The organism is Rhodococcus sp. BH4 (assembly GCF_002079265.1).
Taxonomy (GTDB): Bacteria; Actinomycetota; Actinomycetes; order Mycobacteriales; family Mycobacteriaceae; genus Rhodococcus_F; species Rhodococcus_F qingshengii.
This window is the reverse complement of record NZ_CP014941.1, coordinates 4,882,540-4,904,557: the sequence shown is the minus strand read 5'-3', so window position 1 is coordinate 4,904,557 and position 22,018 is coordinate 4,882,540. Positions and strand designations below refer to the sequence as shown.

The window sequence follows — 22,018 nt, the reverse complement described above, 5'->3', positions numbered from 1 at the left end:
GTCAATAAAGGGGTGGTCGAATCGACCTCCGGACCCGCCTCGAATTCCACGTCGGCCGCCCGCAAGAATGGGACGACACAGACACGAACAGGCCGGCGCGAAGGATGGGCAGTGGACCCCGAAGAAACATCAGCGGGTCACGAGTCCAACCTCCCGGCTCCGCGGCCGGCGCGCAGCGTCCTGTTCGGATTGCCGCCGGTGGGAAACCGGTACCCCGGAGCGGTTCGCGTCGCCCTCGCCCTGGCGATTCCGGCGGCCATCGCCACACTGCTCGGATTCGGGTCTGCTTCGCTCCTGGTCGGCCTCGGCGCATTTGCATCGATCTACGGTGAGGATCGTCCGTACCGGAGCAGGTGGAAGGCAGTCGGTATCGCTGCGACGGCGCTGACGATCCTGTCCTTCGTCGGGGCATCGGTGGGTGAGCCCGTCCACCGAGCCATCGCCGAGGGAGCGCCGACGGTGCTGCTCGTCTTTGTCGTGCTGATCATGGCCGTCGTGGTGTCGACCTGCGCCTTCACCGTCGACGCGCTTCGATTGGGTCCACCGGGCGCGTTCTTTCTGTTGCTCACCACCGAGATCAGTTCCGTGATCGCCACTCCCGGTCAGCCGCCGGTCGAGGTCGCGATGTGGACGGCAATCGGTGGGATCAGCGCGGTGGTCGTCTCGATGACGGGAATCCTGTGGGCACCGAGAGCTGTCGAACGCAGCGCTGTACAGGCAGCCGTCTCGGCCGTTGCGGAGTACACGGACGCTCAGGCGACGTACGCCCCACCCGAACTCACGCGAGACAAACGCCACGCTGCAGCACTTCGGCTGCACGACGCGTGGCAGTGCCTCTACCGCGGCGCAATCGTCGGGAAAGACCACCCGTTGACCCGTGAACTCGAACGAGCGCAGATCTCGATGGCCAGGGCGATCTCCGACGACCACGATCCGGAACTCATGGCCGACCCCGCGTTCGACGTCGACGACGTCGGTGCTCACCCGCCTCTGCCCGACCCGACGATCCGATATCGGTTCCTCCGCGCCTGCAATCGGTCCAGCCGAGCGTCGGTGACGGCACTTCGGCTGTCCATTGCCTGTATGGCGGCGGGAACCCTCACCGTCCTGCTCGGCATCGATCGCCCGGACTGGGCGGTGATCGCCGCGGCGATGGTCCTTCATCAAGGACCGGATCGAATACTGGGCACCTATCGCGGAATCCACCGCATCGGTGGGACCGTCCTCGGGTTGATTCTGTTGGGTGCCATCTACTCCTGGAGTCCGACCGGTCTGTGGTTGGTGGCGGTACTTGCAGTCCTGATGGCGGGGATCGAGCTGTTCCTGGTGCGGAATTACGGGATAGCCGTCATCTTCATCACCGCCCTCGCGATTCTCCTCGGCGCTGCCGGTGGTGCGCACGGGACCGTCCGACATCTGATCCTCAGCCGCATGCTCGAGACGGCAATCGGCGTCGTCGTGGCGTTGGTGGTCCTGTGGACGGTGGGGCGCGGTGCGCATCGACGCACTCTGATCTGGGTCGACGAACGGGCGGGTAGCGTCCTGTTCAAGCTGCTGACCGAAATTCGCGCGAGGCACTATGCACCACAGACGAATTGGTCGGAGCTTTCGGAGCTTCGTCGGGACCTGGACTTCGAACTGCGAGGTAGCGCGATGGCCGGGATCGACGCCGCCCACAACGAACCCGAGTGGGCGTCGCAGCAGTGGAGGACGCACACCGAATTGCATCATCTGGGATCGGATGTACTGCACCGACTGTGGTTCGGCACGCAGGTGTCCAGATCACACCTCGAGGAATGGGAGTCTCGCTACTTGCGTTCGGGTTCGGTGTGATCGAGCATCGGCACAGCGCTGAACTTGGCTGGATTCGCAATGTCGTAGGCCGCGCACACGACTCCGTCGCGGACAGTGAAGCCGGCAACGCGAGCGGCGAACTGCGGGTACTGGTCGTCCCCCGGTGAGCCGGCGAATACACCGCCGAGCTGTCCGTTGACGAGAACCGGTGACATCGAGAACACCGCTGCCGGTCCGTACTTGCGGGCCAATCCCAGATAGAACCGCGCCACACGATCACTGCCGCGCACGACGTTGACGGCCGTGCGGGTAGTTCCGCCTGCGTCACCGATCAGGACGGCATCGGGATCGAGTGCATCGATCACGGCGTTCAGATCTCCACTCGCGATAGCCGTCACCAATCGCTCGACGGCGGCAGCATGTTCCTCGCCACTGACCGGGGCCGGCGCCGAAGCTGCGGCTTTACGTGCCCGCGAGGCCAACTGGCGGGCAGTGGCTACTTCGATGTCGAGGATGCGCGCTACCTCGGCGAAGGGCACGTCGAATCCGTCGTGCAGGACGAAGGCAACGCGCTGAGCGGGAGTAAGAGTGTCCAGGACGACGAGGGCAGCAAAACGATTCTGTTCCTGCCTCACGACGTACTCGAGCGGATCGGGTGTCGCTGAGGGTGTGCCCGCGGTGGCGTCGACGGGCGTCACGATCGGCTCCGGAAGCCACTGTCCGACATAGCTTTCTCTTCTGACCGCGGCCGATTTGAGATGATCGAGGCAGATGCGGCCGACAACTGTGGTGAGCCATCCGCGCAGTTCGCGGATCTGCAACTCGTCGCCTCGCGTGTTTTCGGCAACTTGAAGCCGTATCCACGCTTCCTGCACCGCATCCTGAGCGTCGCTGAAACTTCCGGTGAGACGGTAGGCCACCGAAGTCAGGTGGCCACGGTGTTGCTCGAAGTCCTGCGCAGTCGTCGGCGAAAGCATGCCCTCATGATACGGACCTCACACATTAAATCCGGCATGAATGTAACCGTTGACCCAGGTAGTGGGTGCCGACGTATGGTTTCGGCACTGCTCACGGCTCGATCCTGTCTGCACATTCATTGGAGTCTCACGTGTTTCGGTCTTTCCCGCTCATGTCGCTCAACTGTTGTCGTTGAACTGACATTCCCCACACCTGCCTGTGCCGAGCGCCGCACACGGCGCTCCGGACAGGTGTAGCCGAGAACTGAACCAATCATCTTCTACAGGAAGCAACTTCATGATTCGCCCTCGTTTCGCGCGCTCGGTAGCCGCGGTCGTCGCTCTTGTCACTCTGTCCAGTTTTGCCGTTGCCTGCTCGGGCTCCTCCGACGAAGTGGTCAAGACCGCCGACGGCAAGACCGTCCTGCGGTACGAGGGCAGCACCGGACAGGTCATCTACCCCGAACTGGCCGCTGACCTCGGCTACTTCAACGACGTGGAGCTCAACTGGATCGGCGATACGACCAGCGGCCCTCAGAGCATTCAGAACGCAGCGACCGGTCAAACCGAGTTCGGGGGAGCGTTCAACGGTGCGGTGGTGAAGTTGGCTTCCGCGGGTTCACCGATCACCTCGGTCATCGGGTACTACGGCTCGGACAAGGAGAGCTTCAACGGTTACTACGTTCTCGACGACAGTCCGATCAAATCGGCGAAGGACCTGATCGGCAAGAAGGTCGGGATGAACACCCTCGGTGCGCACCACGAGTTCGTCGTGCGTGAATGGCTTGCGCGGGAGGGGCTTACACCGGACGAGATCAAGCAGGTGGAACTGATCGTGGTTCCACCGGTCAACACGGAACAAGCGTTGCGGCAGGGACAGATCGACGTCGCCACCCTCGGCTCGGTCTTCCGTGACTCCGCGCTCGAACGTGGTGGCCTTCGAGAGCTGTTCACGGACGAATCGTTGTTCGGCTCGTTCACCTACGGCACGTTGGTGTTCCGTGACGACTACATCGCGCAGAACAAGGAGGCGGTCGCCGATTTCGTGCAGGGAACAGCGAGGGCCATCCGCTGGACGCAGACACACCCACGAGAAGAAGTGATCGCGAAGCTGACGTCGATCATCAACAGCCGCGGACGCAACGAGGACACCAAGCTCATCAGCTACTGGAAGAGCCCAGGAGTCGCCGGCCCCGGCGGAACGATCACCGATACCGAGATCAGCACGTGGATCGACTGGCTCACCCGTAACGGCGAACTCGAAGAAGGAAAGTTGAAGCCGTCGGACATCTACACCAACGAATTCAACCCGTACGCCAACGGAACGTATTCACCCGACAGCGGCGCTGACGGACAGGCACTGGAGGCAGCAAAATGAGCACAGAACCGAAACTACGGCTCGAGCACGTCACCAAACAGTTCGACATTCGTGGGACCGACGAAGTTTTCACCGCGGTCGAGGACATCAACATCGACGTGGCGCCGGGGGAGTTCCTGGTCCTCGTCGGGCCGAGTGGTTGCGGCAAGTCGACTCTGCTGGACCTCCTCGGAGGACTCAGTTCGCCCACTTCCGGTCGAATCCTTCTGGACGGCAAGCAGATCACGGGCCCAGGCTTGGATCGGGGAATCGTCTTCCAGCAATACGCGCTACTTCCATGGCGAACTGCACGTCACAACATCGAGTTCGGACTCGAAGCGAAGGGCGTGAAGAAGAGCGAGCGACGCGAGCTCGCCGAGCATTACCTCGAACTGGTCGGTCTGCAAGGTTTCGCGGATCGCTATCCGCACGAGTTGTCCGGTGGAATGAAGCAGCGAGTCGCGATCGCCCGCAGCCTGGCATTCGACCCCGAAGTGTTGCTGATGGACGAACCATTTGCAGCGCTGGACGCACAGACGAGAGAGTCGCTGCAGGACGAGCTTCTGCGCATCTGGAAGGCCACCGGCAAGACCATCCTGTTCATCACCCACGGAATCGACGAGGCCATCTACCTCGGGCAACGTGTTGCAGTACTGACGTCGAGGCCAGGGCGCGTCAAGACGATCGTCGACATCGACATCGACCGGTCCGGCGACGACGTGCGATCAGGTGAGGAGTTCCGGGTGTTCCGGCACCGGATCTGGACGCTACTGCACGGTGAAGTCGAGCGCGCTCGGGCCGGCGAACTCGATCCTGTCAAGGAGGTTGCACATGTCTAGCGCATTGGCGACGCCGGAGGTGGTCGCCGCTCCGAAACCGTTGGCCGACAAAACACCTGACATTGCGCAGCGGAGCCAGGCCGGCGGCAAGGCGGCGCGCTACATTGGTTCCACCGCCTGGCGGATTGTCAAGCCGTCGATTGCGATCGCGATCTTCCTCGGGATCTGGGAAGCGGCACCTCGGCTCGGACTGGTGGACAAGGTCTTCCTCCCGCCCTTCACCGAAGTTGTGTCCGCATTCTTCACCCTCGCCGAGAACGGACAATTGCAAGAGCATGTTTCGGCCAGTCTGACGCGTGCGCTGACCGGATTCTTCGTGGCCATCGCGATCGCGATTCCGTTGGGAATCGCGATCGCCTGGTACCGCCCGGTCTCCGACTTCCTCAACCCGATTCTCGAATTGTTCCGCAACACAGCAGCCTTGGCTCTGCTTCCCGTCTTCGTGCTGATTCTCGGAATCGGTGAGGAATCGAAGATCGCCCTGGTGATCTACGCCTGCACCTTCCCGATTCTGCTCAACACGATCTCCGGTGTGCGAACAGTGGACCCCCTGCTGATCAAGTCCGCTGCCTCGCTGGGGTTCTCCTCGATTCGGCTGTTCCAGAAGGTGGTTCTGCCCGCCGCTGTTCCCACGATCTTCACGGGTATCCGCATGGCAGCCGCGTCGTCGATTCTCGTGCTGATCGCCGCCGAAATGGTCGGGGCCAAAGCCGGTCTCGGGTATCTGATCACCGCTTCACAACTCAACTTCCAGATCCCGAACATGTACGCGGGCATCGTCGCGATCTCGTTGTTGGGTCTGACAATCAACGCGATTCTGGTCCTGATCGAACGTCGGCTCTCGCGCTGGCGCGTCACCACCTGACCACACATTCACGGAAAGATTCTGCGAACTCATGTCCGAACGACAATTTCATCTGAACGCCTTCCTGATGGGCGTCGGCCATCATGAGGCGGCGTGGCGCCACCCACGCACAAATGCGGCCAACCTCCTGGACGTCAAGCACTTCCAGGAATTGGGGAGAATCGCCGAGCGTGGAAAGCTGGACTCGGTGTTCTTCGCCGACGGTCTAGCAGTCGGCCCGCGGGTCAAGTACAACACCCAGGCGATCTTCGAACCCGTCACCTTGCTGTCGGCGATCGCGGCGGCCACCGACAAGGTGGGGCTGATTGCAACCGCGTCGACCAGTTACAGCGATCCATACACTCTCGCAAGGAAGTTCGCTTCCCTCGATCACATCAGTGGCGGACGAGGCGGGTGGAACATCGTGACGTCGGCCGGCGCCGACGAGGCCGCGAACTTCGGCCTCGATGCGGTACCGACGCACAGCGGTCGTTACGAGCGCGCCGAGGAGTTTCTCGACGTGACGCTCGGACTCTGGGACAGCTGGGAAGAGGGGGCAGTTGTCCTGGACGAAGAGACCGGAATCTTCGCCGATCCTGATCGTGTCCATCGCATCGACCATGACGGTCAACGATTCACGGTGGCTGGCCCGCTCAATTCGCCGAGGTCTCCACAGGGACGTCCGTTGCTCGTGCAAGCCGGTTCCTCCGAGAGCGGTAAGGACTTCGCGGCGAAGTATGCCGAGGCCGTGTTCACCGCTCAACGAACACTCGAGCAGGGGCAGGATTTCTACACCGACCTCAAAGCGCGGCTGATCAAGTACGGGCGTAGTCCCGACGAGATCAAGGTGGTGCCAGGCATCGTTCCCTTCATCGCGGATACGGAAGAAGAAGCCAAGGCACTGGAGCAGTCGTTCACGGATCTCATCTCACCCGAGTACTCGCTGCGCCAACTCTCGAACATGGTGGGCGTCGACCTCACCGAGCATTCGCTGGATGCCCCGTTGCCCCCGTTGCCGGACATCGATCGCATCCAAGGAAACAAGAGTCGATACCAGCTCGTCAAAGACCTTGCGGAGAGCGAAAACCTCACCGTCCGTGAACTGATCGGCAAACTCGGCGGTGGCCGTGGGCATCGGACATTTGCCGGGACACCGGAGCAGGTCGCGGACGAGTTGACCGAATGGTTCGACAAGGGCGCCGCGGATGGCTTCAACATCATGCCGCCCTATCTGCCCGGAGGGCTCGAGGTGTTCGTCGACCGGGTCGTGCCGATTCTGCAGGCGCGTGGGCTCTTCCGGACCGAATACACGGAATCCACCCTGCGGGGTCACTACGGCCTCGATCGTCCGGCGAATCGGTTCTCGCGGGCCGCTGACGCGGCAGAAGTGAGCGCGTGACGGAAACACTGCCCAAGGAACAGCCGGCGATTGCCGGTCTCAAGCCACTGGTCACAACGGTTTTCGTACCGGCGGCCATCTTCGGGATCGGTCAGGGTGCGGCTGCCCCCATCATGGCCGTCACCGCGCGCGACCTGGGTGCCTCGGTTGCCGTCGCCGGCCTGATCGTTGCACTCGGTGGTTTGGGCGCCGTACTCGGTGACCTCCCCGCCGGCAGGATCGTGTCGCGTTTCGGTGAGCGCAGGTCGATCATCGGCGGAAGTTCCTTGGGTGCAACAGGAGTGGTGATCTGTCTCCTTGCACAGACTCCGTGGATGCTCGGTATCGGCGCACTGTTGACCGGATTGGCGAATGCGGTGTGGGGCCTTGCGCGGCAGAGCTACCTCGCCGAGACCGTGCCACTCGGTCTACGGGCCCGAGCAATGTCGTCGTTCGCTGCGATGTGGCGGTTGGGTTTCTTCCTGGGACCGCTCATCGGGGCCGGCGTGATTCTCCTGGTGGGAGCGCGCGGAGGATTCCTCGTCCAGTTGGTGGGCGTCGTGCTCGCCGGGGCGCTGATGGCCCGCGTTCCCGACCCGCCACGAAAGGTGCAGGCAGGCAACAGCGATCACGGACACGTTACGCTCCCGGAGATCCTTCGCCGTCATCGTGCCGCTCTGTCGACGCTCGGGACAGGCTCCCTTCTGATGGGCGCCGCCCGCGCTTCGCGTGAGGCCGTTCTTCCATTGTGGGCATTGCACCTCGGATTGGATGCAGCCCAGGTGAGTGTGATCTTCGGTATCGGTGCGGCCGTGGACCTGCTGTGCTCGTACCCGGCCGGACACATCATGGACCGATACGGCCGCAGGCTGGTCGCGGTGCCTTCGCTGACGGTGATCGGTGTGTCGTACCTACTGTTGCCGTTCTCGACGGGTGCAGTGGGATTGACCGTGGTCGCTGTCGTGATGGGGATCGGCAACGGGCTGGGCAACGGCGTGATCATGACCCTCGGTGCCGATATCGCCCCGCCCGAAGAACGCGCCGAGTTCCTCGCTGCATGGCGATTGACTCACGACACCGGCATGTTCGGTGGGCCGCTCGCGATCGGTCTACTCGCCGCGGTGCTCCCACTCGGGTGGGCATTCGCCGCTCTGGGCGCGACGTCGTTCGCCGGCGCGGCGATGATGTTCCGCTTCATTCCGGTCTACTCTCCGCGGGTGTCACCCCGGTCGCGCGTCGGGAAACTGTAGGTAGGCTCGCTACATGCGATTCGGACTGTTCGTACCTCAAGGCTGGCGTCTGGACCTGGTCGGCATCGACCCCGCGAAGCAGTGGGAGGTGATGCGGGACTTCACGCTGCGCGCGGAGGCAGGGCCGTGGGAGTCGGTGTGGGTCTACGACCACTTCCACACCGTTCCCCAGCCGACGGAAGAAGCGACTCACGAGGCGTGGACATTGATGGCCGCACTCGGTGCGTCGACCTCGCGTATCCGACTGGGCCAGATGTGTACCGCCATGAGTTACCGAAACCCGGCGTACCTCGCCAAGGTCGCCGCGACCACCGACCTGATCACGGGTGGACGCGTCGAGATGGGCATCGGCGGCGGCTGGTACGAGCAGGAGTGGCGCGCATACGGCTACGGCTTCCCCTCTGCCGGTGAGCGTCTGGGCCGCCTCGACGAAGGAATCCAGATCATGCAGCAGGCGTGGTCGACCGGCAGCTCGACGCTCGACGGCAAGTACTACCAGGTCGACGGAGCGCTGTGCCGTCCACTTCCGTTGCAAGAGGGCGGAATTCCCATCTGGGTTGCCGGTGGCGGCGAGAAGGTCACACTCAAGATCGCGGCCAAGTACGCGCAGTACACGAACTTCGACGGCACCCCGGCCGGCTTCGCGCACAAGTCCGAAATCCTGAAGAAGCACTGCGACACCGTCGGTAGCGATTTCGACGCCATCGTCCGTTCGGCCAACTACAACGTGGCCATCGGCGCGACGGAATCCGAGGTGGCTCAGCGGTTGGAGACACTGAAGGCCCGACTGACGCCGTTGGTCGGCGAAGCTGCCGCCGATGCGTCGCTCGATGCGTTCCGCGGAATGCCCGCCGTGGGTACGCCCGAGCAGATCATCGAGAACCTGTCGGCGCTCGCGGCGCAGGGACTCGAGTACGGAATCTTCTACTTCCCCGAGGCCGCGTACGACACGTCGGGAATCGAGATGTTCGAGAAGGAAGTGCTGCCCGCGCTCGCGTAACCGTTTGGACTAGCGCAGCGAGTCAGGAAGATCGGCCGGGTTGATCAGAACCCGGCGATCGGGGTGGGTGCGAACTTCTTCGGAATCGGGAATCCGGCTCTGCAGGAAGTTCCACTCGCTCGCACTGACAGCAGCGATCGCGCGTGCCAGCACTGCCGAGTCCTTGGTCCCCCACTCGATCGGCATGGGACTGACCATCTGCCACGTGTCAGCCTTGCTGCGGGTGGAACGATCCGAACGCAGTGCGACCGACGGAATGCGGTCGCCGACTCGCCACTTCGGATTGAGTCGAACGTTGCGGCTGACGAGCGCGTACTGCGGTGCTCCGGCCGCAGGCTTCGCGATGTCGATCAATGCCGTCAAGGTCGCCGCTCGAGGGTGAACCTCGGTGACGATCGCGGGAACCAGTGGGTTGTCCGCATACAGAGATTCGACGCTTCCCACCTTGCGAGGTGCCCACACGGCAACCCACAGGGAACTGGCCGCACCGATGGCGAGGACCGCGCCGATGATGATGGACCACACCTCGCCCATGCTGATCAACCAGGCCCCGACCGCGGCGAGGACGATCGCGAAGATCACCGCAGAAATCTGCAGGCGGCGTACATCGGCCAGTGTGTCGTTGACCGACTTGGCGTGAGCCTTGTCGACGGTGAACTGGAAGTCAGCCACGAAAAATTCCTTCGGGTGGTGCCGGACGATCTAGGACCGGCCCCCGATCGCCCGGGGACCGTCCACCAGCGTAGCTAGTTTCGCGCGCGCTCCCACATCTGCAGGTAAGCCTCGGCGCCGCGGCTCATGTCCTCGATGATGGTGTCGCCGTCGGCTCCCGCGGCGATGCGCATGTCCGCGATCCAGTCGGGAATCATCCCGTACTGCGCCACGCCGTCGGTGTTCACGTCGAAAACCCGGGTGCCGGCGCGCTGCTGGTCCATGACCGTGCCGTCGAAGGCGGTGTACGGATATTGCAGCGGATTTTCTGCGGCGTCGCCGCGCGGTGCGGCCTGCGGCCCGAAGCCGTTGGTGTCGGCGCCGTAGCCGAAACCGAAGTAGTAGTTCTCGCTTCGCATCGCCCGTGCGTCCCGCCACTGGTCGATGAACCCACGCTCTTCGGGCTTTTCGTCCGATGCGTCGAGTTGTCCGGCGTACAGGGCGACAAATCCGCCGAGTGCGTAGATCCGCTTGTACAGGCTCGGGTCGCTCCAGCTGTGACTGGAAACGACGCCGGAGTAGTTCGCAGCTTCGAGAATATCGAGAGCCGCTTCGGCGGTCTTGACGCTCATGTGATCGATGTCCACGATCATCCCTCGGTCCATCAAACCTCGGATCGTGTACGCGCCGAGGTCGGTCAGGCCGTGCGAATTGCATTGCGGACCAGAGGGGTACACCGGAAGCGTCACTCCGGGTGGGAGTACCGCGAGAAGATTCTGTGCGCCGTCGACCTTGGTGGGCAGCACATTGTCCTCGGCAACGCCGGTGCATGGTTCCGACTGCCAGAACTCCCCGGTGCCCAGGTAGTTGCCGATGTTGACGGCCACTCCGGTGACGCCGCCGTCGAAACGGGCACCGCCGAGGGCGTTGTCGAACTTGTGCGTGACGATCATCTGCCGGACACCGAGGTCGTACAACTCGTCCAGGCCGCGGTCGATGTCGTCCTCGGTGCACTGCGGAATTCCGTTGCGCACAGAGCAACCGAAGGGTTCGGACACCTCCACCCCGAGGGTGACGGCCAGCTTTCCGTCGGCGGCCACCTGCCTGGCCTGTTCAGGGGAGCTCACGATGCGGAACCAACCCCGGCCGGGACCGCCGTACTGGGCGTCGATGTAGTCCTGGAGTTCGCGTGTCTGCTGCGCCTGGATCCGGACGGTCTCCATCTCGTCACAGGGATTTCGTTTACTCGGATACAGCTCGCACAGGACACGGTTGGCGACAAAGAGGTTGGTGAAGATTCGCAGACCGCCACGCCAGGCCCGCTCGACCCACTTGTAGTACGTCTGCTCGTGTGTCAGTGAATCGTGCGCCGGCCAGTCGGTGAAACTCGGCCAGCCGGTGGTGTCGTGAGTTTCGAAGGGATTGCCGTACGACAGAACGTTTTCGAGGAGCGCCGGTATCCCGTCGGGTTGATGGTCCGGGCAGTCGACGAGCGCTGCGGTGACGCCCTGAGGATCGAAAGGTCGGCCGCAGTGCAGGTTTCCGCCCATGAACTCGGAAGCATTCATGTGCACGTGTGTGTCGATGAATCCGGTGACTTCACCGTTCGGTCCGATTTCTCCCGGAACGCCGTTTGCGCCCACCTCCGCTTCGGGGAAGTCGGCGCAGCCGTCGCGCGGGATCAGCGTGAACGCAGATTCGGGAACGTCACCGGGATCGGACATCGTGAGCATCAAATCTCGCGAGATCAGTTGTCGGCCGTTCGAGGTCGCTGTCAGAACGAAGGACTCGCCAGTGGACATCACGGTCCAGTCGGTGGACGGAGTTGCTTCGGAAGTGGCGAGCACCGAGTCTGCGCCGTCGTGCGAGAGCATCGACCCGTCCGGGCCGTACAGCATGAATCGACCCAACTGGGCCGCATGTAGCCGGAACGGTTCGGCGTCTGCGGCTTTCGTTACGTCGGTGAGGTACGCCGACCCGTCACGACGGACGAAATCACCAGACTCGGTGCGCAGCGCGAAGCAACCGTTCGCAAGTGCGTACACCGAGTTCTGCGCAGTAGGAGCAGGACTCGGTGCCGCGGCGCTGACGCCGGTCGCGGCGACGACGACGGCGGCAGTCAGCAGCGAGATGGTTCCGGCGAGCCGACCCCGTAGACGTGGAACTGAGCGCATGGTGCTGGTGACCCCCGGCCGATGGACACGACTGTGACAGGGGACACTCTACAGATAACTGGACGTATGTCCATTTAATTCTGCAACGTGTTGCAGAAATGCTCAGCCGATTGCAGGTCCGAGCAGGTCATCGGCGTCGGTGATCCGGTAGGCGTAGCCCTGTTCGGCGAGGAATCGCTGACGATGTGCCGCATACTCCGCATCGAGAGTGTCGCGCGAGACCACCGAATAGAAGTGAGCCTGACCGCCGTCGTGCTTGGGTCGCAGTAGGCGTCCGAGTCGCTGCGCTTCTTCCTGTCTCGACCCGAAGGTTCCCGAAACCTGCACGGCGACAGACGCCTCCGGAAGGTCGATCGAGAAGTTCGCGACCTTACTCACCACCAGCGTCTGGATCTCACCGTTACGGAACTGATCGAAGAGGATCTCGCGTTCCTTGTTCTTGGTGGATCCCTTGATCACCGGGGCGTTCAGGGCTTCGCCGAGTTCGTCGAGCTGATCGAGATACGCACCGATCACCAAAGTCGGAGAATCGGGGTGCTTGGCCAGGATCGACTTCACGACCGCAATTTTCGTGTGAGCCGTCGAGCACAGTTTGTAGCGCTCCTCCGGTTCGGCGACGGCATAGGACATGCGCTCGGCGTCCGTCATCGTCACTCGCACCTCGACGCAGTCGGCCGGCGCGATCCAGCCCTGCGCTTCGATGTCCTTCCACGGAGCGTCGTAGCGCTTGGGGCCGATGAGCGAGAAGACGTCGCCTTCGCGGCCGTCCTCACGAACCAGCGTTGCGGTCAGGCCGAGACGGCGGCGCGACTGCAGATCTGCCGTCATCCGGAAGACGGGCGCGGGCAGCAAGTGGACCTCGTCGTATATCACCAGTCCCCAGTCGCGGGAGTCGAAAAGTTCGAGGTGCTTGTACTCGCCCTTCGTGCGACGTGTGATCACCTGGTAGGTCGCGATCGTGACCGGCCGAATCTCCTTGCGCTCGCCGGAGTATTCGCCGATTTCTTCCTCGGTCAACGATGTACGCGCGATCAACTCACGCTTCCACTGACGACCGGCAACGGTATTGGTGACGAGGATGAGGGTGGTGGCCTTGGCCTTTGCCATCGCTGCGGCGCCCACCATCGTCTTGCCGGCGCCACACGGCAGCACGACGACGCCCGAGCCGCCGGCCCAGAACGAATCCGCTGCCATCTGCTGGTAGTCGCGCAGTTCCCAGTGGCCCTCTTCGAAAGCGAGATCGATCGGGTGCGCTTCGCCGTCCACGTAGCCGGCGAGGTCCTCGGCCGGCCAGCCCACCTTGAGCAGCATCTGCTTGAGGCGGCCGCGTTCGCTCGGGTGGACGATCACGGTGTCGTCGTCGACCTTCTCACCGAGCATCGGCGAGATCTTCTTGTGTCGCATCACCTCGGTGAGGACTGCGCGGTCGAGGCTGACCAGGATGAGGCCGTGCACCGGGCTCTTGACCAGCTGTAAGCGTCCGTACCTGGCCATCGTGTCGACGATGTCGACCAGCAGCGGTTGTGGAACCGCGAATCGTGAGTACGACACGAGCGCGTCGACAACCTGCTCGGCGTCGTGTCCGGCGGCGCGGGCATTCCACAAGGCCAGGGGAGTGATGCGATACGTGTGGACGTGTTCGGGGGCCCGTTCGAGTTCCGCGAAGGGGGCGATTGCCTGCCTGGCATCGCCGGCGCGCTCGTGGTCGACCTCCAACAGCAGCGTCTTGTCGGATTGGACGATCAACGGTCCGTCGGTCACGGAATCCTCCTAGTGAAGCAAACGCGGCAGCCACAGAGCGTTGCGCCGCGTTGTCGGCTGACGCCAACCCTGCCATTGTCCTGGTATCGGGGCGCAGACGCCAACATGCGACGCTCGCACAGCCCGAAGTAGAGGTGCCCGAGTGCGAGCACCCCTACGTCAACAGGGCAGGATCGACCGCTATTCCGGGAGGCCCGCGGGTAGCACGAGGATCTTCACGTGTTCGTCGGGTGCGCGCAGAGCTGCGAAAGCGTCCGAGACTCCATCCAGACCGACCCTGCCGGTGATGATCGCTTCGGCGTCGATCTCGCCGTCGGCGAGCCTCTGCAGGGTGATGTCGTAGGCATTCTCGTAAGGACCGTGACCGAAATTGATCGAGATCCTCCGGAACTGCCCGACAACGGGAATGATCGTCTCGTCGCCGAACGGCGCAGCCAGAACCTGAATCCGCGAGTTGAACGGCAGAGTGTGCATCAGTTCTCCGATGACTCCCGCCCGACCGCTGCATTCGTAGGCGATCAGAACTCCGTTCGCGGCCTGGCCGACAAGCTGGTTGCCTTCGGCGATCATTCGATTCCACAGTTCGATCGGATCCTGCTCGGCCGGATCGACGACGATGTCCGCGCCCATCTTCGCGGCGAGCTCGCGTCGTTTGGGGGAGGGCTCCGACGCGATGACGATCTGCGCTCCGCGCGCTTTCGCGGCGACGATGGCGCCCAGTCCGATCGTTCCGCAACCGATGACGAGCGCCGAATCGGCCGAGGTGAGGCCGGACTGTTGGAGATGCATCTCGCCGACGTGGAGAGGTTCGGCAAGTGTGGCGTGCTCGAGTGACAGGTGGTCGGGAACTTTGCGGACCCAGAACGCGTCGACGACTATGTGATCGCCGAACGCGCCGTGGTACTCGTTCGAGTAGCCGATGATCGTCGGGATCCCGGTAGCGGTGTCGGTGGCCAAGCCGATGCCGGCCACCCGATCGCCGATCGCGAAATCGTCTACTGCAGAACCGGTCTCGGAGACGAGACCCGCGTATTCGTGCCCCAGCACCACTGGCGCGTCCGGATCGAAGGTGGCGAGCGGGTAGCCCCCGTCGTGCGCGACCTCGACGAATCGGCACGGGTCCTTCGACATGCTCAGGTCGCTGCCGCAGATCCCGCAGGCGACGACGTCGATGCGGATCTGATGGGGTGCCAACGGCGGCGGGTCGGCGATCTCGGTGACCGCGAATTCTCCCTGCTGGAAACGGACGGCCCTCATGCGCGCACGGCTCCCGTCTCGGCCGGCCGGCCGTAGTAGTCGGTATGGGCTTTGGTGATCGCTCCGACCAGCCCGCCGATCAGGTATTCGCGGTTGTCCTCGGCGAACTGCATGCTCGCCTGACGCCCGACATTTCGCTTCCGGAAGTGCGGGACCACCTCGGAGGCGAACAATTCGTAGCTGCGTTTGGTGTCCTCCCAGCTCGCCATGTCGACGTGAAGGATCAAGAACGTGCCGAACCCTCCCGTCTTCTCGATCAGACGCTCGATCTGTGCGATCGCATCTTCGGGGGTACCGATGATCGCCTGACCGAACTCGCCGAGCGTGTCGTTGCGCCACTGATCGATGACTCCGGCCGGTGTATCTGCCCAGGCCGGGTTCTGGCCGGTCTGTCGATTCACGTAGGAAGCCATCGATCCGATCCGTCGGCTCACGGCGCGCTCGGCCTCCGCTCGGGTCTCGGCGATGAACATCGGATTGACCACACGCCACGTCGCTCGGTCGGCGCGGTGGCCGTGTTCGGCCGAGACCTTCTCGTACACATCCCAGTTGCGATCCAGTGCGTCGAAGCCGCTGGGTGAACTCGCGGCCAATGAGAGCAGGGAGAGGCCGTTCTTGCCTGCGAGCACCGAACCGTTGGGGGAAATCGTGGACGCTGTCACTGTCTCGATGCCGTCCGCGCGGTAGGTGGGCAGCTGTGCGCGTGCGTCACGCAACGTGAACCAGTCGGTTTCCATGTTGACGACCTCGCCGCGAAGCAACGCGAGAATGGCCTCGAGCGCTTCGCCCTGGCGACGACGCTGGTCCGACGGGTTGATGCCCATCATGTGCGCATCGAGGGGGATCTTGCCCGGGCCGGTGCCGAAGATGAGTCGTCCGCGCGTCTGCAGATCGAGCTGAGTGATGCGGTCGGCCGTGATCAACGGGTGGTGATAGGGCAGAGACGTCACGCCTGTGCCGAACTGGATGCGCTCGGTTCGCTCTGCGGCGGCCGCGATGAACATGTCCGGGGCAGGCACGATCTCGGCGCCGGTCGAATGATGCTCACCCATCCACGCTTCTTCGAATCCGAGGTGGTCCAGGTGTGTCATGAGGTCGATATCGCGTCTGAGTTGCAGGGCGGGATCGGCGTCGAGCGGATGGTACGGGGCGAGGAAGGCTCCGAAGCGGATGGACGATGCGGACCACACGATGACAACTCCTGTCGACAGGGGAGTGATTTGGATCACTCGCTCTGATCGAGATGTCTAACATGGATCAACTGATCCAATAAGTTGAGCCTCCCGCACAGTGGGAGATTTGTAATCACCTGTAGTTCAACGTTATCTGGTGCAATGACGTCGGATATCGTTGTTGCGAGTCGATCGACTGAACCAAGTACTTTCCGAAGGAGTATTGAAGAGGTATGCAACTGGACGTCACAATCACCCCCGACTCCTCGACCGTCGAACTGAACAGTGTCGACGACTTCACCAGTCTCTCGGTCGTCGTTGGCGGCGACGATCGATCCGAGACTCTGAGTCGGGTACTGGAACCGTGGGGGGAACTCGAGGGGGATCACGTCTGGCTCGACATCGGCCACTTGGAGCAAGCCGTCGCTGCCCGGATCGGAAACACCGAGTGGAGACAGAAGTTCTCCGCGATGGTGGTCTACGCACGCGCCCACGGCTGGGTGGATCGCGACAACAGGGTGCGAGCACACCGTGAATCACTCTGACTCCGCGTTCGCCACGGTTGAGACGTTTGTCGAGCCCGTGCGAAGCTCGTTCGTATGACCGACTCCCGGCAGAACCGTCAAGGCGACGCGACGCGTCTGCGTTTGCTCAAAACTGCTGAAAGGCTTTTCGCGACAGAGGGATTGGATGCAGTTTCGCTGCGCTCGGTCAACGCCGCGGCCGGTCTCGGGCCGTCATCGGTCCACTACCATTTCGGAACCAAGGACGATCTGGTCGCAGCGGTGCTGTTGGACATGGGAACGTCGGTGCGAGATCAGATCAGCGCGAACGTCGACGCCCTCTCCGCCGACAAGACGCCGCCGACGGTGGAGGCGCTGGTACGGGCCGTCACTGCGCCCTACAAGGCATTGCTCCTTCGCCATCGCACGCGGGGAATGCGATGGATCAGAATCGTCACGCAGATCTCGCAGCCGCAGATGTCACGACCGGGCCATCCAGCCCTCGAGGCGACCGAGCTGCACCTGCGTGAACATCTCCTCGACCAGGTCCGTCGTACTTTTCCTGCTACCGATCCCGAACGGCTCGAGACTCGCTGGGCGATTGCCTTGATGGGCTTCCTCCAGGCGTTGAGCCGGGCGGACGATTGGAGCGGAAGTGGCAAGCCGCTCGCGCCGGAGCGGCTTGCCGACTTCTACGAGGACCAGGTCGTCTTTCTGGTGGGTGGTGTGCGGCAGTTATTGGGGTGAGCGCCTAATCGATGCGTCTCCTATTTCTGCGCGACCACTGACTTCCGCATTTCCATTACATGAGTAATAGCTTCGGAAATTCCGGACCGGTAACCGATATTCTTTTCGGAATCACCCGGAGTGGAATCAAGCTCCGATTCGAGTCTCGTTTGAATGCGGTCCAGGGTATGGATTGTTCTTTTCACGATGGTTGATTCTCTTTCTGCGGTAAATCCGATAGAAGTATTCCGGATTGCCGAGCGTGTTCGTCGAGGACGCAGAGTGAAGCGAGGGTCATGCCCGCTGCGTACCCGCGCGAGCGTGCGTCAGTTCCTCGATTACGTGACTTGAACAGGTTGAACGTTTCGTGCAGGTGCACGAGGGTGTCGGTGGAGGCAGGCATTGGTCAGCTTCGCAATCAGCTCGTCTTCTCTGGACTTTGCTGTCAGCTCCGCTTCCGCTTACGGATGAACTCGGAAGACTCCGCAGTTTTCGCCCGCTTCTCCGCGCGGCGTTCCTTGATCGACTGGGCGGGTTTCTTCATGTTCTTACCCGGCGCCTTGTCAGCCATTGTCGCTCCTCATTTTTCGAAGTGGCAATCACAAACTGACCTCGACCATACTTCATTTACAGAAAAAAGCCAGTTGCTTCTTTTTTGCTACTTTTTTCCGGAGTCGACGGGGCTGACGGAAGTAATTCGGTGCAACGTGAAACGGCGAACCGCGCCGCTCGCGGGGTCGAAGGCGTCCAGCTGTCCGCCGCCCACGCTGACGGGGTCGACGATGCGATGCGTCGCGACCCCCTGGGCGTCGACGTAGCCGATGTTGACGCTCGAATTGTCTCGGGCCGCCGTGGCCAGCAAGGCGATGGTGGCGGCGTTGTTCTCCCGTGAACCGTCCGTTCGCACTCCGCCGCGGCCGGGGGCGGAAGCACGGTCTCCGGCCCGCATCGTGCGGACCAACGACGCCAGCTGATCCGCCGACGGGCTCGCCGGCATCCTCGACGCCGGTCGGCTGCGACGGTTGGGTACACGTGCCCCACGTGGGCGGAGATCGACCAACGTGCCCGAGGAGTCCTCACCTGCCGGCGCGAATCCGGCGGCTCGCAGCTCGGTCAGGACTTCGCGGAGAGGGGCCTGCGAAATCGCGACGGTGGGAGCCAAGGCGCGCAGTGCCAACGGCTCGGCCACTGCGGATGCGAGGACCTCCGCCAGCAGTGACGCGTCCTCACATCGAATGAACGACGCCGCCACTCCGGCACGCAGTCGTCCGTGTCGACGGGCGACATCGTCGATCAAATACGAAAGTGATTGGGGGACAGGAGTCTTCGATTTCGAAGCGAACATCGCATGCAGTTCGGTGGCCGTCAGACCGGCGTCGAGCGCACGACGCACGCTGTCCTCGCTGATGCGGTACATGGACGCCGATCCGGCCGACTCGATGTCTGCGACCAGGCTCACCTGCTCGAGCAGGTCCGGTACCAGCGGGCCGGGCGCAACCAGAGTCAGATCCGCCTGGACCAGGATGTAGTCGATGGGCTCGGGTAGCGCGGACTGCATTTCGGCTTCGGCGTCCCCGCCGTGCAGCAAGGCTCGTCCAGGTGACGACAACGCGCCGCGGGCCACCAGCCCGAGAGCAGCGGCCTCGTCCAGAGTCCGCTCGATCGCGAACGTCCGCAGGCGCCCGCTCCATCGCGGGCGTCGCCACGCCAGCAGCCGACTTACCTCGACGGTCGACGCGGTCTGGCCGCTGTCGAGTTCGGAGAGCAGCCCCAGAATGGCCTGACGATCTCGCGGAGCCGCCGGAGCGCGGCCCTCCTCGGACAACGCCGCGATCGGCTTGTCGGTGGAATCGCGCAGCCCGATCATCCACGGGACTCGAGGTACGTCGACCCAGGCGGACGCCAGGACCTCCCACCGTCGCGCTGTGGATGCGTTCAGCCAGCCGTCGACCGCAAGCGTGGGCGTCCAGTATTCGTCCGCGTTGTCCGAGACCGGCGCCGGATCTGGTGTTCCACTGGCGATGAGTCCGGCTGCCGAGAGCAACTCGACAAGTAGGCTCACGCGCGCTTCGTCGAGATCGGCCGTCTTGGCCACGCGTCGTAGTTCTCGAACACCGAGCCCACCGGCTCGCAGTGCGGGGGCCGGCGCTGCGCCCAGAACAGCGATCACGTTCTCGCATTGGCGTACCAACTCGAGCGCCTCGCCGGCTGCTGCGGCGTTCACGTCCGCCGGCTTGAGTTTGTCGCCCCCGATGACGGGTGCGGTCAGCGTCGTCGGATCGAAAACCGGCTCGCCGCGGATGACCTGACGAACCGTCGCCGGAAGCTCGACAGTCTGCTCGTCGAGCCACCGCAGCAGGCCGGCCGCCAGCAGTCGTTGAACCGGGCGCTCAGGCGGCGTTCCGGGGGCAGCGTCGCGGGTGCGACCGATCGGGCTGGAGTTGGCGAGTGTCTCGAGGAGATCCCGCTCGCGGGTGTCCAGAGCGTTGAGCGCAGCCGAGATCTCGGTCTCGGTCATCGCCTCGGCAGGTTCGAGGGCGCGCCCCACACGCCACGGAATCATCCCGATGACTGCCGGGACGACGCTGATGGGATCGACACCCCAGATGAGGGCGGACGCGCGCATCTTCGACAGAGACTTGTCGACGGCCTTCTTGGTGACCTTGCCCTTGCCGGTCAGGGCGCGTTCGGCGATCGCACTGTTGAGCTCCGCCCGCGTCATCGGAGTTTCCTCGGCGCCGGCCAGTGCCAACAATTCGAGAAGACCGAAATCGAGGGTGTCGAGTTCGTCCGCGGCTCGGCTGACCGACGCGCGTTGCTGTGCCCGACCGCTGAGAACCACCATCGTGCTCGGCGGCGGTACGGCCAGATCGGGGCGCAGACGCAGCAACTCCGTCAACTCGGCGTCACTGCGCGCCGAGAGCCAATCGGTCAGACTTTCGGCTGCGGAACTGCCCGCCGGGGTGCCACGTGTTTCGGTCATCAGGTATCAGATTAGAGACCTGGTCTGTACGGCGTAACGGCGTCCTGTCAAAATGACTTCGTGGCCAACAATTCGAAGCAACACTATGTAGATCCAGGATGGCCGGAAACTGCAGACGGAGATCACGCAGTGACCGAATTGTCATCGACCCGCGCAGGTGGACTTTCACCCTTCGGCGAGGACACCACCTTTCCGGTTCCGGTGGAGTCACTTCCTTACGTACACCCGCACACCGTCATCAACCGATAACAACTCGACACGAAGAAGGCCCGCACCGAATCGGTGCGGGCCTTCTTGATGTTCGAGCGTCCGAGCGGACAGTCTTGCCGGTGTTACTTGAGGAACGACTTCGCGGTGTCGGCGACTGCGAGGATCTGCGGGTCGACCGGGATGCCGTTGGCCTCGGCGAATGCGATTGCCTGATCGATGGCGTCGGCGACCGGGTGTGCAACGGTCTGTGCGACCTGCTGCGCCGGAGCCGGAGCTGCCTGAGGAGCCGTGGTGGCTGGAGCGGAACGCTCGGTGGCGCCGCTGCTCAGCCCGAGGCTGGAGGAGCAGGACGGCCATGCGCCCCAACCCTGGTTTGCGAGAACACGCTCGGCAACAACGATCTGCTGCTCGCGAGTGGCCTGGTTTGCGGTGGCTGCGTACTGTCCGCCGCCGTGTGCGTTCCACGTGCTGGGGGAGAACTGCAGTCCGCCCTGGTAACCGTTGCCCGTGTTGATGGCCCAGTTTCCGCCGGCCTCACACTGGGCGAGACGATCCCAGTCGGAGTCGGGGGCAGCGTTTGCGGTTCCGGTGGCTGCAATTCCTGCTACGCCCATGATGGCGCCGGTGACGGCGACCTTGGCGACAGTGCGGCCGGTGGTGGTGGGCTTGCGATGGCGTCCGCTCATGATGGTCGAAATCCTCTCCACACGCGCCTGCGAGGTCAGCTGTCGGGTTCGGGCTGAGAGGTCGCCCGGCCTCGCCTTTCCTGGCTGGAAAGGGTCTGGCTTCACCCCAAGATTCGGTCTTGCGATCGAACCGGTGTCCACTGGAGAACTTTTCTGTTCTCACAGAGGACTTTGGGTCCCCCGTCCTCGTCCCTGGAATGCTCTGTCGGAAGTCCGGTACCCGCGGGACAAGGCTTGGCGCGGCGGGCCGGAGGTGGCCGAGTTTCCCGGCCGAAAACGACGGTAACGGCTCGAGTCGCTCGTGTCACCATTTGATAACGCGGCGTGGCGAAGGACGTACAACGCGTCACACAAAGCGCAGGAGACTCTTCCCAGGTAGGTGGGGGTGACTGAGTGAATGTCGGGTTGTGTCCGTTCCGTTATCCATCCGTAATGTGAGCAAGGTCACACGTTATGTGGAAATAGAATTTCGGGCGA

General features: G+C 63.2%; 19 protein-coding genes and 1 riboswitch. Of the genes, 10 read left to right on the top strand and 9 right to left on the bottom strand.

Annotation, left to right across the window (positions count from 1 at the left end):
* Nucleotides 1–111: 111 nt before the first annotated feature.
* Nucleotides 112–1,833, top strand: coding sequence for an FUSC family protein (locus A0W34_RS22500; protein WP_081558856.1), 1,722 nt, complete (start codon nucleotides 112–114; stop codon nucleotides 1,831–1,833).
* Here A0W34_RS22500 and A0W34_RS22495 read toward each other — a convergent pair.
* The gene (locus A0W34_RS22495) at nucleotides 1,809–2,771 is read right to left on the bottom strand and encodes a sigma-70 family RNA polymerase sigma factor (protein ID WP_054831257.1); all 963 of its coding nucleotides are present in this window, start codon (nucleotides 2,769–2,771) and stop codon (nucleotides 1,809–1,811) included. The two genes, A0W34_RS22500 and A0W34_RS22495, sit on opposite strands and share 25 nt — an antisense overlap.
* Before the next feature lie 277 nt (nucleotides 2,772–3,048).
* On the opposite strand from A0W34_RS22495, the gene A0W34_RS22490 reads away from it, so the two are divergent.
* From A0W34_RS22490 to A0W34_RS22465, 6 genes are read left to right on the top strand one after another with little or no spacing between them, the layout of a single operon-like run.
* Nucleotides 3,049–4,128 (top strand): ABC transporter substrate-binding protein, encoded by a 1,080-nt coding sequence (locus tag A0W34_RS22490; protein WP_003940132.1) that lies wholly within the window; start codon nucleotides 3,049–3,051, stop codon nucleotides 4,126–4,128.
* The gene (locus tag A0W34_RS22485) at nucleotides 4,125–4,946 is read left to right on the top strand and encodes an ABC transporter ATP-binding protein (protein WP_081558302.1); all 822 of its coding nucleotides are present in this window, start codon (nucleotides 4,125–4,127) and stop codon (nucleotides 4,944–4,946) included. The genes A0W34_RS22490 and A0W34_RS22485 overlap by 4 nt, the downstream gene beginning before the upstream one ends.
* Nucleotides 4,939–5,811 (top strand): ABC transporter permease, encoded by an 873-nt coding sequence (locus A0W34_RS22480; RefSeq protein WP_081558301.1) that lies wholly within the window; start codon nucleotides 4,939–4,941, stop codon nucleotides 5,809–5,811. Before A0W34_RS22485 ends, A0W34_RS22480 begins: the two co-directional genes overlap by 8 nt.
* Before the next feature lie 31 nt (nucleotides 5,812–5,842).
* Entirely contained in the window at nucleotides 5,843–7,189 is a 1,347-nt protein-coding gene (locus tag A0W34_RS22475) for an LLM class flavin-dependent oxidoreductase (RefSeq protein ID WP_081558300.1), read from the top strand.
* Entirely contained in the window at nucleotides 7,186–8,418 is a 1,233-nt protein-coding gene (locus tag A0W34_RS22470) for an MFS transporter (RefSeq protein WP_042451237.1), read from the top strand. The genes A0W34_RS22475 and A0W34_RS22470 overlap by 4 nt, the downstream gene beginning before the upstream one ends.
* Nucleotides 8,419–8,431: 13 nt before the next feature.
* A complete protein-coding gene (locus A0W34_RS22465) occupies nucleotides 8,432–9,418 on the top strand; it encodes an LLM class F420-dependent oxidoreductase (RefSeq protein WP_063315901.1) in 987 nt (328 codons plus the stop codon).
* Between the two features lie 9 nt (nucleotides 9,419–9,427).
* Here the strand turns inward: A0W34_RS22465 and A0W34_RS22460 are convergent, their stop codons facing one another.
* The 5 genes from A0W34_RS22460 to A0W34_RS22440 all read right to left on the bottom strand — a co-directional run bounded on the left by A0W34_RS22460 (nucleotide 9,428) and on the right by A0W34_RS22440 (nucleotide 16,451).
* Nucleotides 9,428–10,090 (bottom strand): DUF3239 domain-containing protein, encoded by a 663-nt coding sequence (locus A0W34_RS22460; RefSeq protein ID WP_007733514.1) that lies wholly within the window; start codon nucleotides 10,088–10,090, stop codon nucleotides 9,428–9,430.
* Nucleotides 10,091–10,164: 74 nt separating this feature from the next.
* Complete coding sequence (locus A0W34_RS22455) at nucleotides 10,165–12,243, bottom strand: peptidase (RefSeq protein WP_081558299.1); 2,079 nt, start codon at nucleotides 12,241–12,243, stop codon at nucleotides 10,165–10,167.
* A gap of 102 nt (nucleotides 12,244–12,345) precedes the next feature.
* Nucleotides 12,346–14,004 (bottom strand): DNA repair helicase XPB, encoded by a 1,659-nt coding sequence (locus tag A0W34_RS22450; RefSeq protein ID WP_003940219.1) that lies wholly within the window; start codon nucleotides 14,002–14,004, stop codon nucleotides 12,346–12,348.
* Between the two features lie 180 nt (nucleotides 14,005–14,184).
* Nucleotides 14,185–15,261 (bottom strand): alcohol dehydrogenase catalytic domain-containing protein, encoded by a 1,077-nt coding sequence (locus A0W34_RS22445; protein ID WP_081558298.1) that lies wholly within the window; start codon nucleotides 15,259–15,261, stop codon nucleotides 14,185–14,187.
* Nucleotides 15,258–16,451, bottom strand: coding sequence for an LLM class flavin-dependent oxidoreductase (locus A0W34_RS22440; protein WP_064074070.1), 1,194 nt, complete (start codon nucleotides 16,449–16,451; stop codon nucleotides 15,258–15,260). The genes A0W34_RS22445 and A0W34_RS22440 overlap by 4 nt, the downstream gene beginning before the upstream one ends.
* A gap of 215 nt (nucleotides 16,452–16,666) precedes the next feature.
* On the opposite strand from A0W34_RS22440, the gene A0W34_RS22435 reads away from it, so the two are divergent.
* Together A0W34_RS22435 and A0W34_RS22430 are read left to right on the top strand one after the other, a co-directional pair.
* Nucleotides 16,667–16,978: a hypothetical protein gene (locus A0W34_RS22435; RefSeq protein WP_064073975.1), complete on the top strand. Its 312-nt coding sequence runs from the start codon at nucleotides 16,667–16,669 to the stop codon at nucleotides 16,976–16,978.
* 54 nt (nucleotides 16,979–17,032) lie between these two features.
* Nucleotides 17,033–17,683 (top strand): TetR/AcrR family transcriptional regulator, encoded by a 651-nt coding sequence (locus tag A0W34_RS22430; RefSeq protein WP_003940633.1) that lies wholly within the window; start codon nucleotides 17,033–17,035, stop codon nucleotides 17,681–17,683.
* A 424-nt stretch (nucleotides 17,684–18,107) separates the two neighbouring features.
* Here the strand turns inward: A0W34_RS22430 and A0W34_RS33675 are convergent, their stop codons facing one another.
* Nucleotides 18,108–18,233 carry a hypothetical protein gene (locus A0W34_RS33675; protein ID WP_007733507.1) on the bottom strand — a complete coding sequence of 42 codons (126 nt, stop codon included), beginning with the start codon at nucleotides 18,231–18,233 and terminating at the stop codon, nucleotides 18,108–18,110.
* Between the two features lie 87 nt (nucleotides 18,234–18,320).
* Complete coding sequence (locus tag A0W34_RS22420) at nucleotides 18,321–20,645, bottom strand: helicase-associated domain-containing protein (RefSeq protein ID WP_081558297.1); 2,325 nt, start codon at nucleotides 20,643–20,645, stop codon at nucleotides 18,321–18,323.
* Between the two features lie 60 nt (nucleotides 20,646–20,705).
* Here A0W34_RS22420 and A0W34_RS22415 point away from each other — a divergent pair, with 60 nt between their 5' ends.
* Nucleotides 20,706–20,894, top strand: coding sequence for a hypothetical protein (locus tag A0W34_RS22415; RefSeq protein ID WP_019744939.1), 189 nt, complete (start codon nucleotides 20,706–20,708; stop codon nucleotides 20,892–20,894).
* An 83-nt stretch (nucleotides 20,895–20,977) separates the two neighbouring features.
* Here A0W34_RS22415 and A0W34_RS22410 read toward each other — a convergent pair whose 3' ends face one another.
* Nucleotides 20,978–21,541, bottom strand: a complete 564-nt coding sequence (locus A0W34_RS22410) for a transglycosylase family protein (RefSeq protein WP_003939675.1) — start codon at nucleotides 21,539–21,541, stop codon at nucleotides 20,978–20,980.
* Between the two features lie 8 nt (nucleotides 21,542–21,549).
* A riboswitch (cyclic di-AMP (ydaO/yuaA leader) is annotated at nucleotides 21,550–21,759 on the bottom strand.
* Nucleotides 21,760–22,018 lie beyond the last annotated feature (259 nt).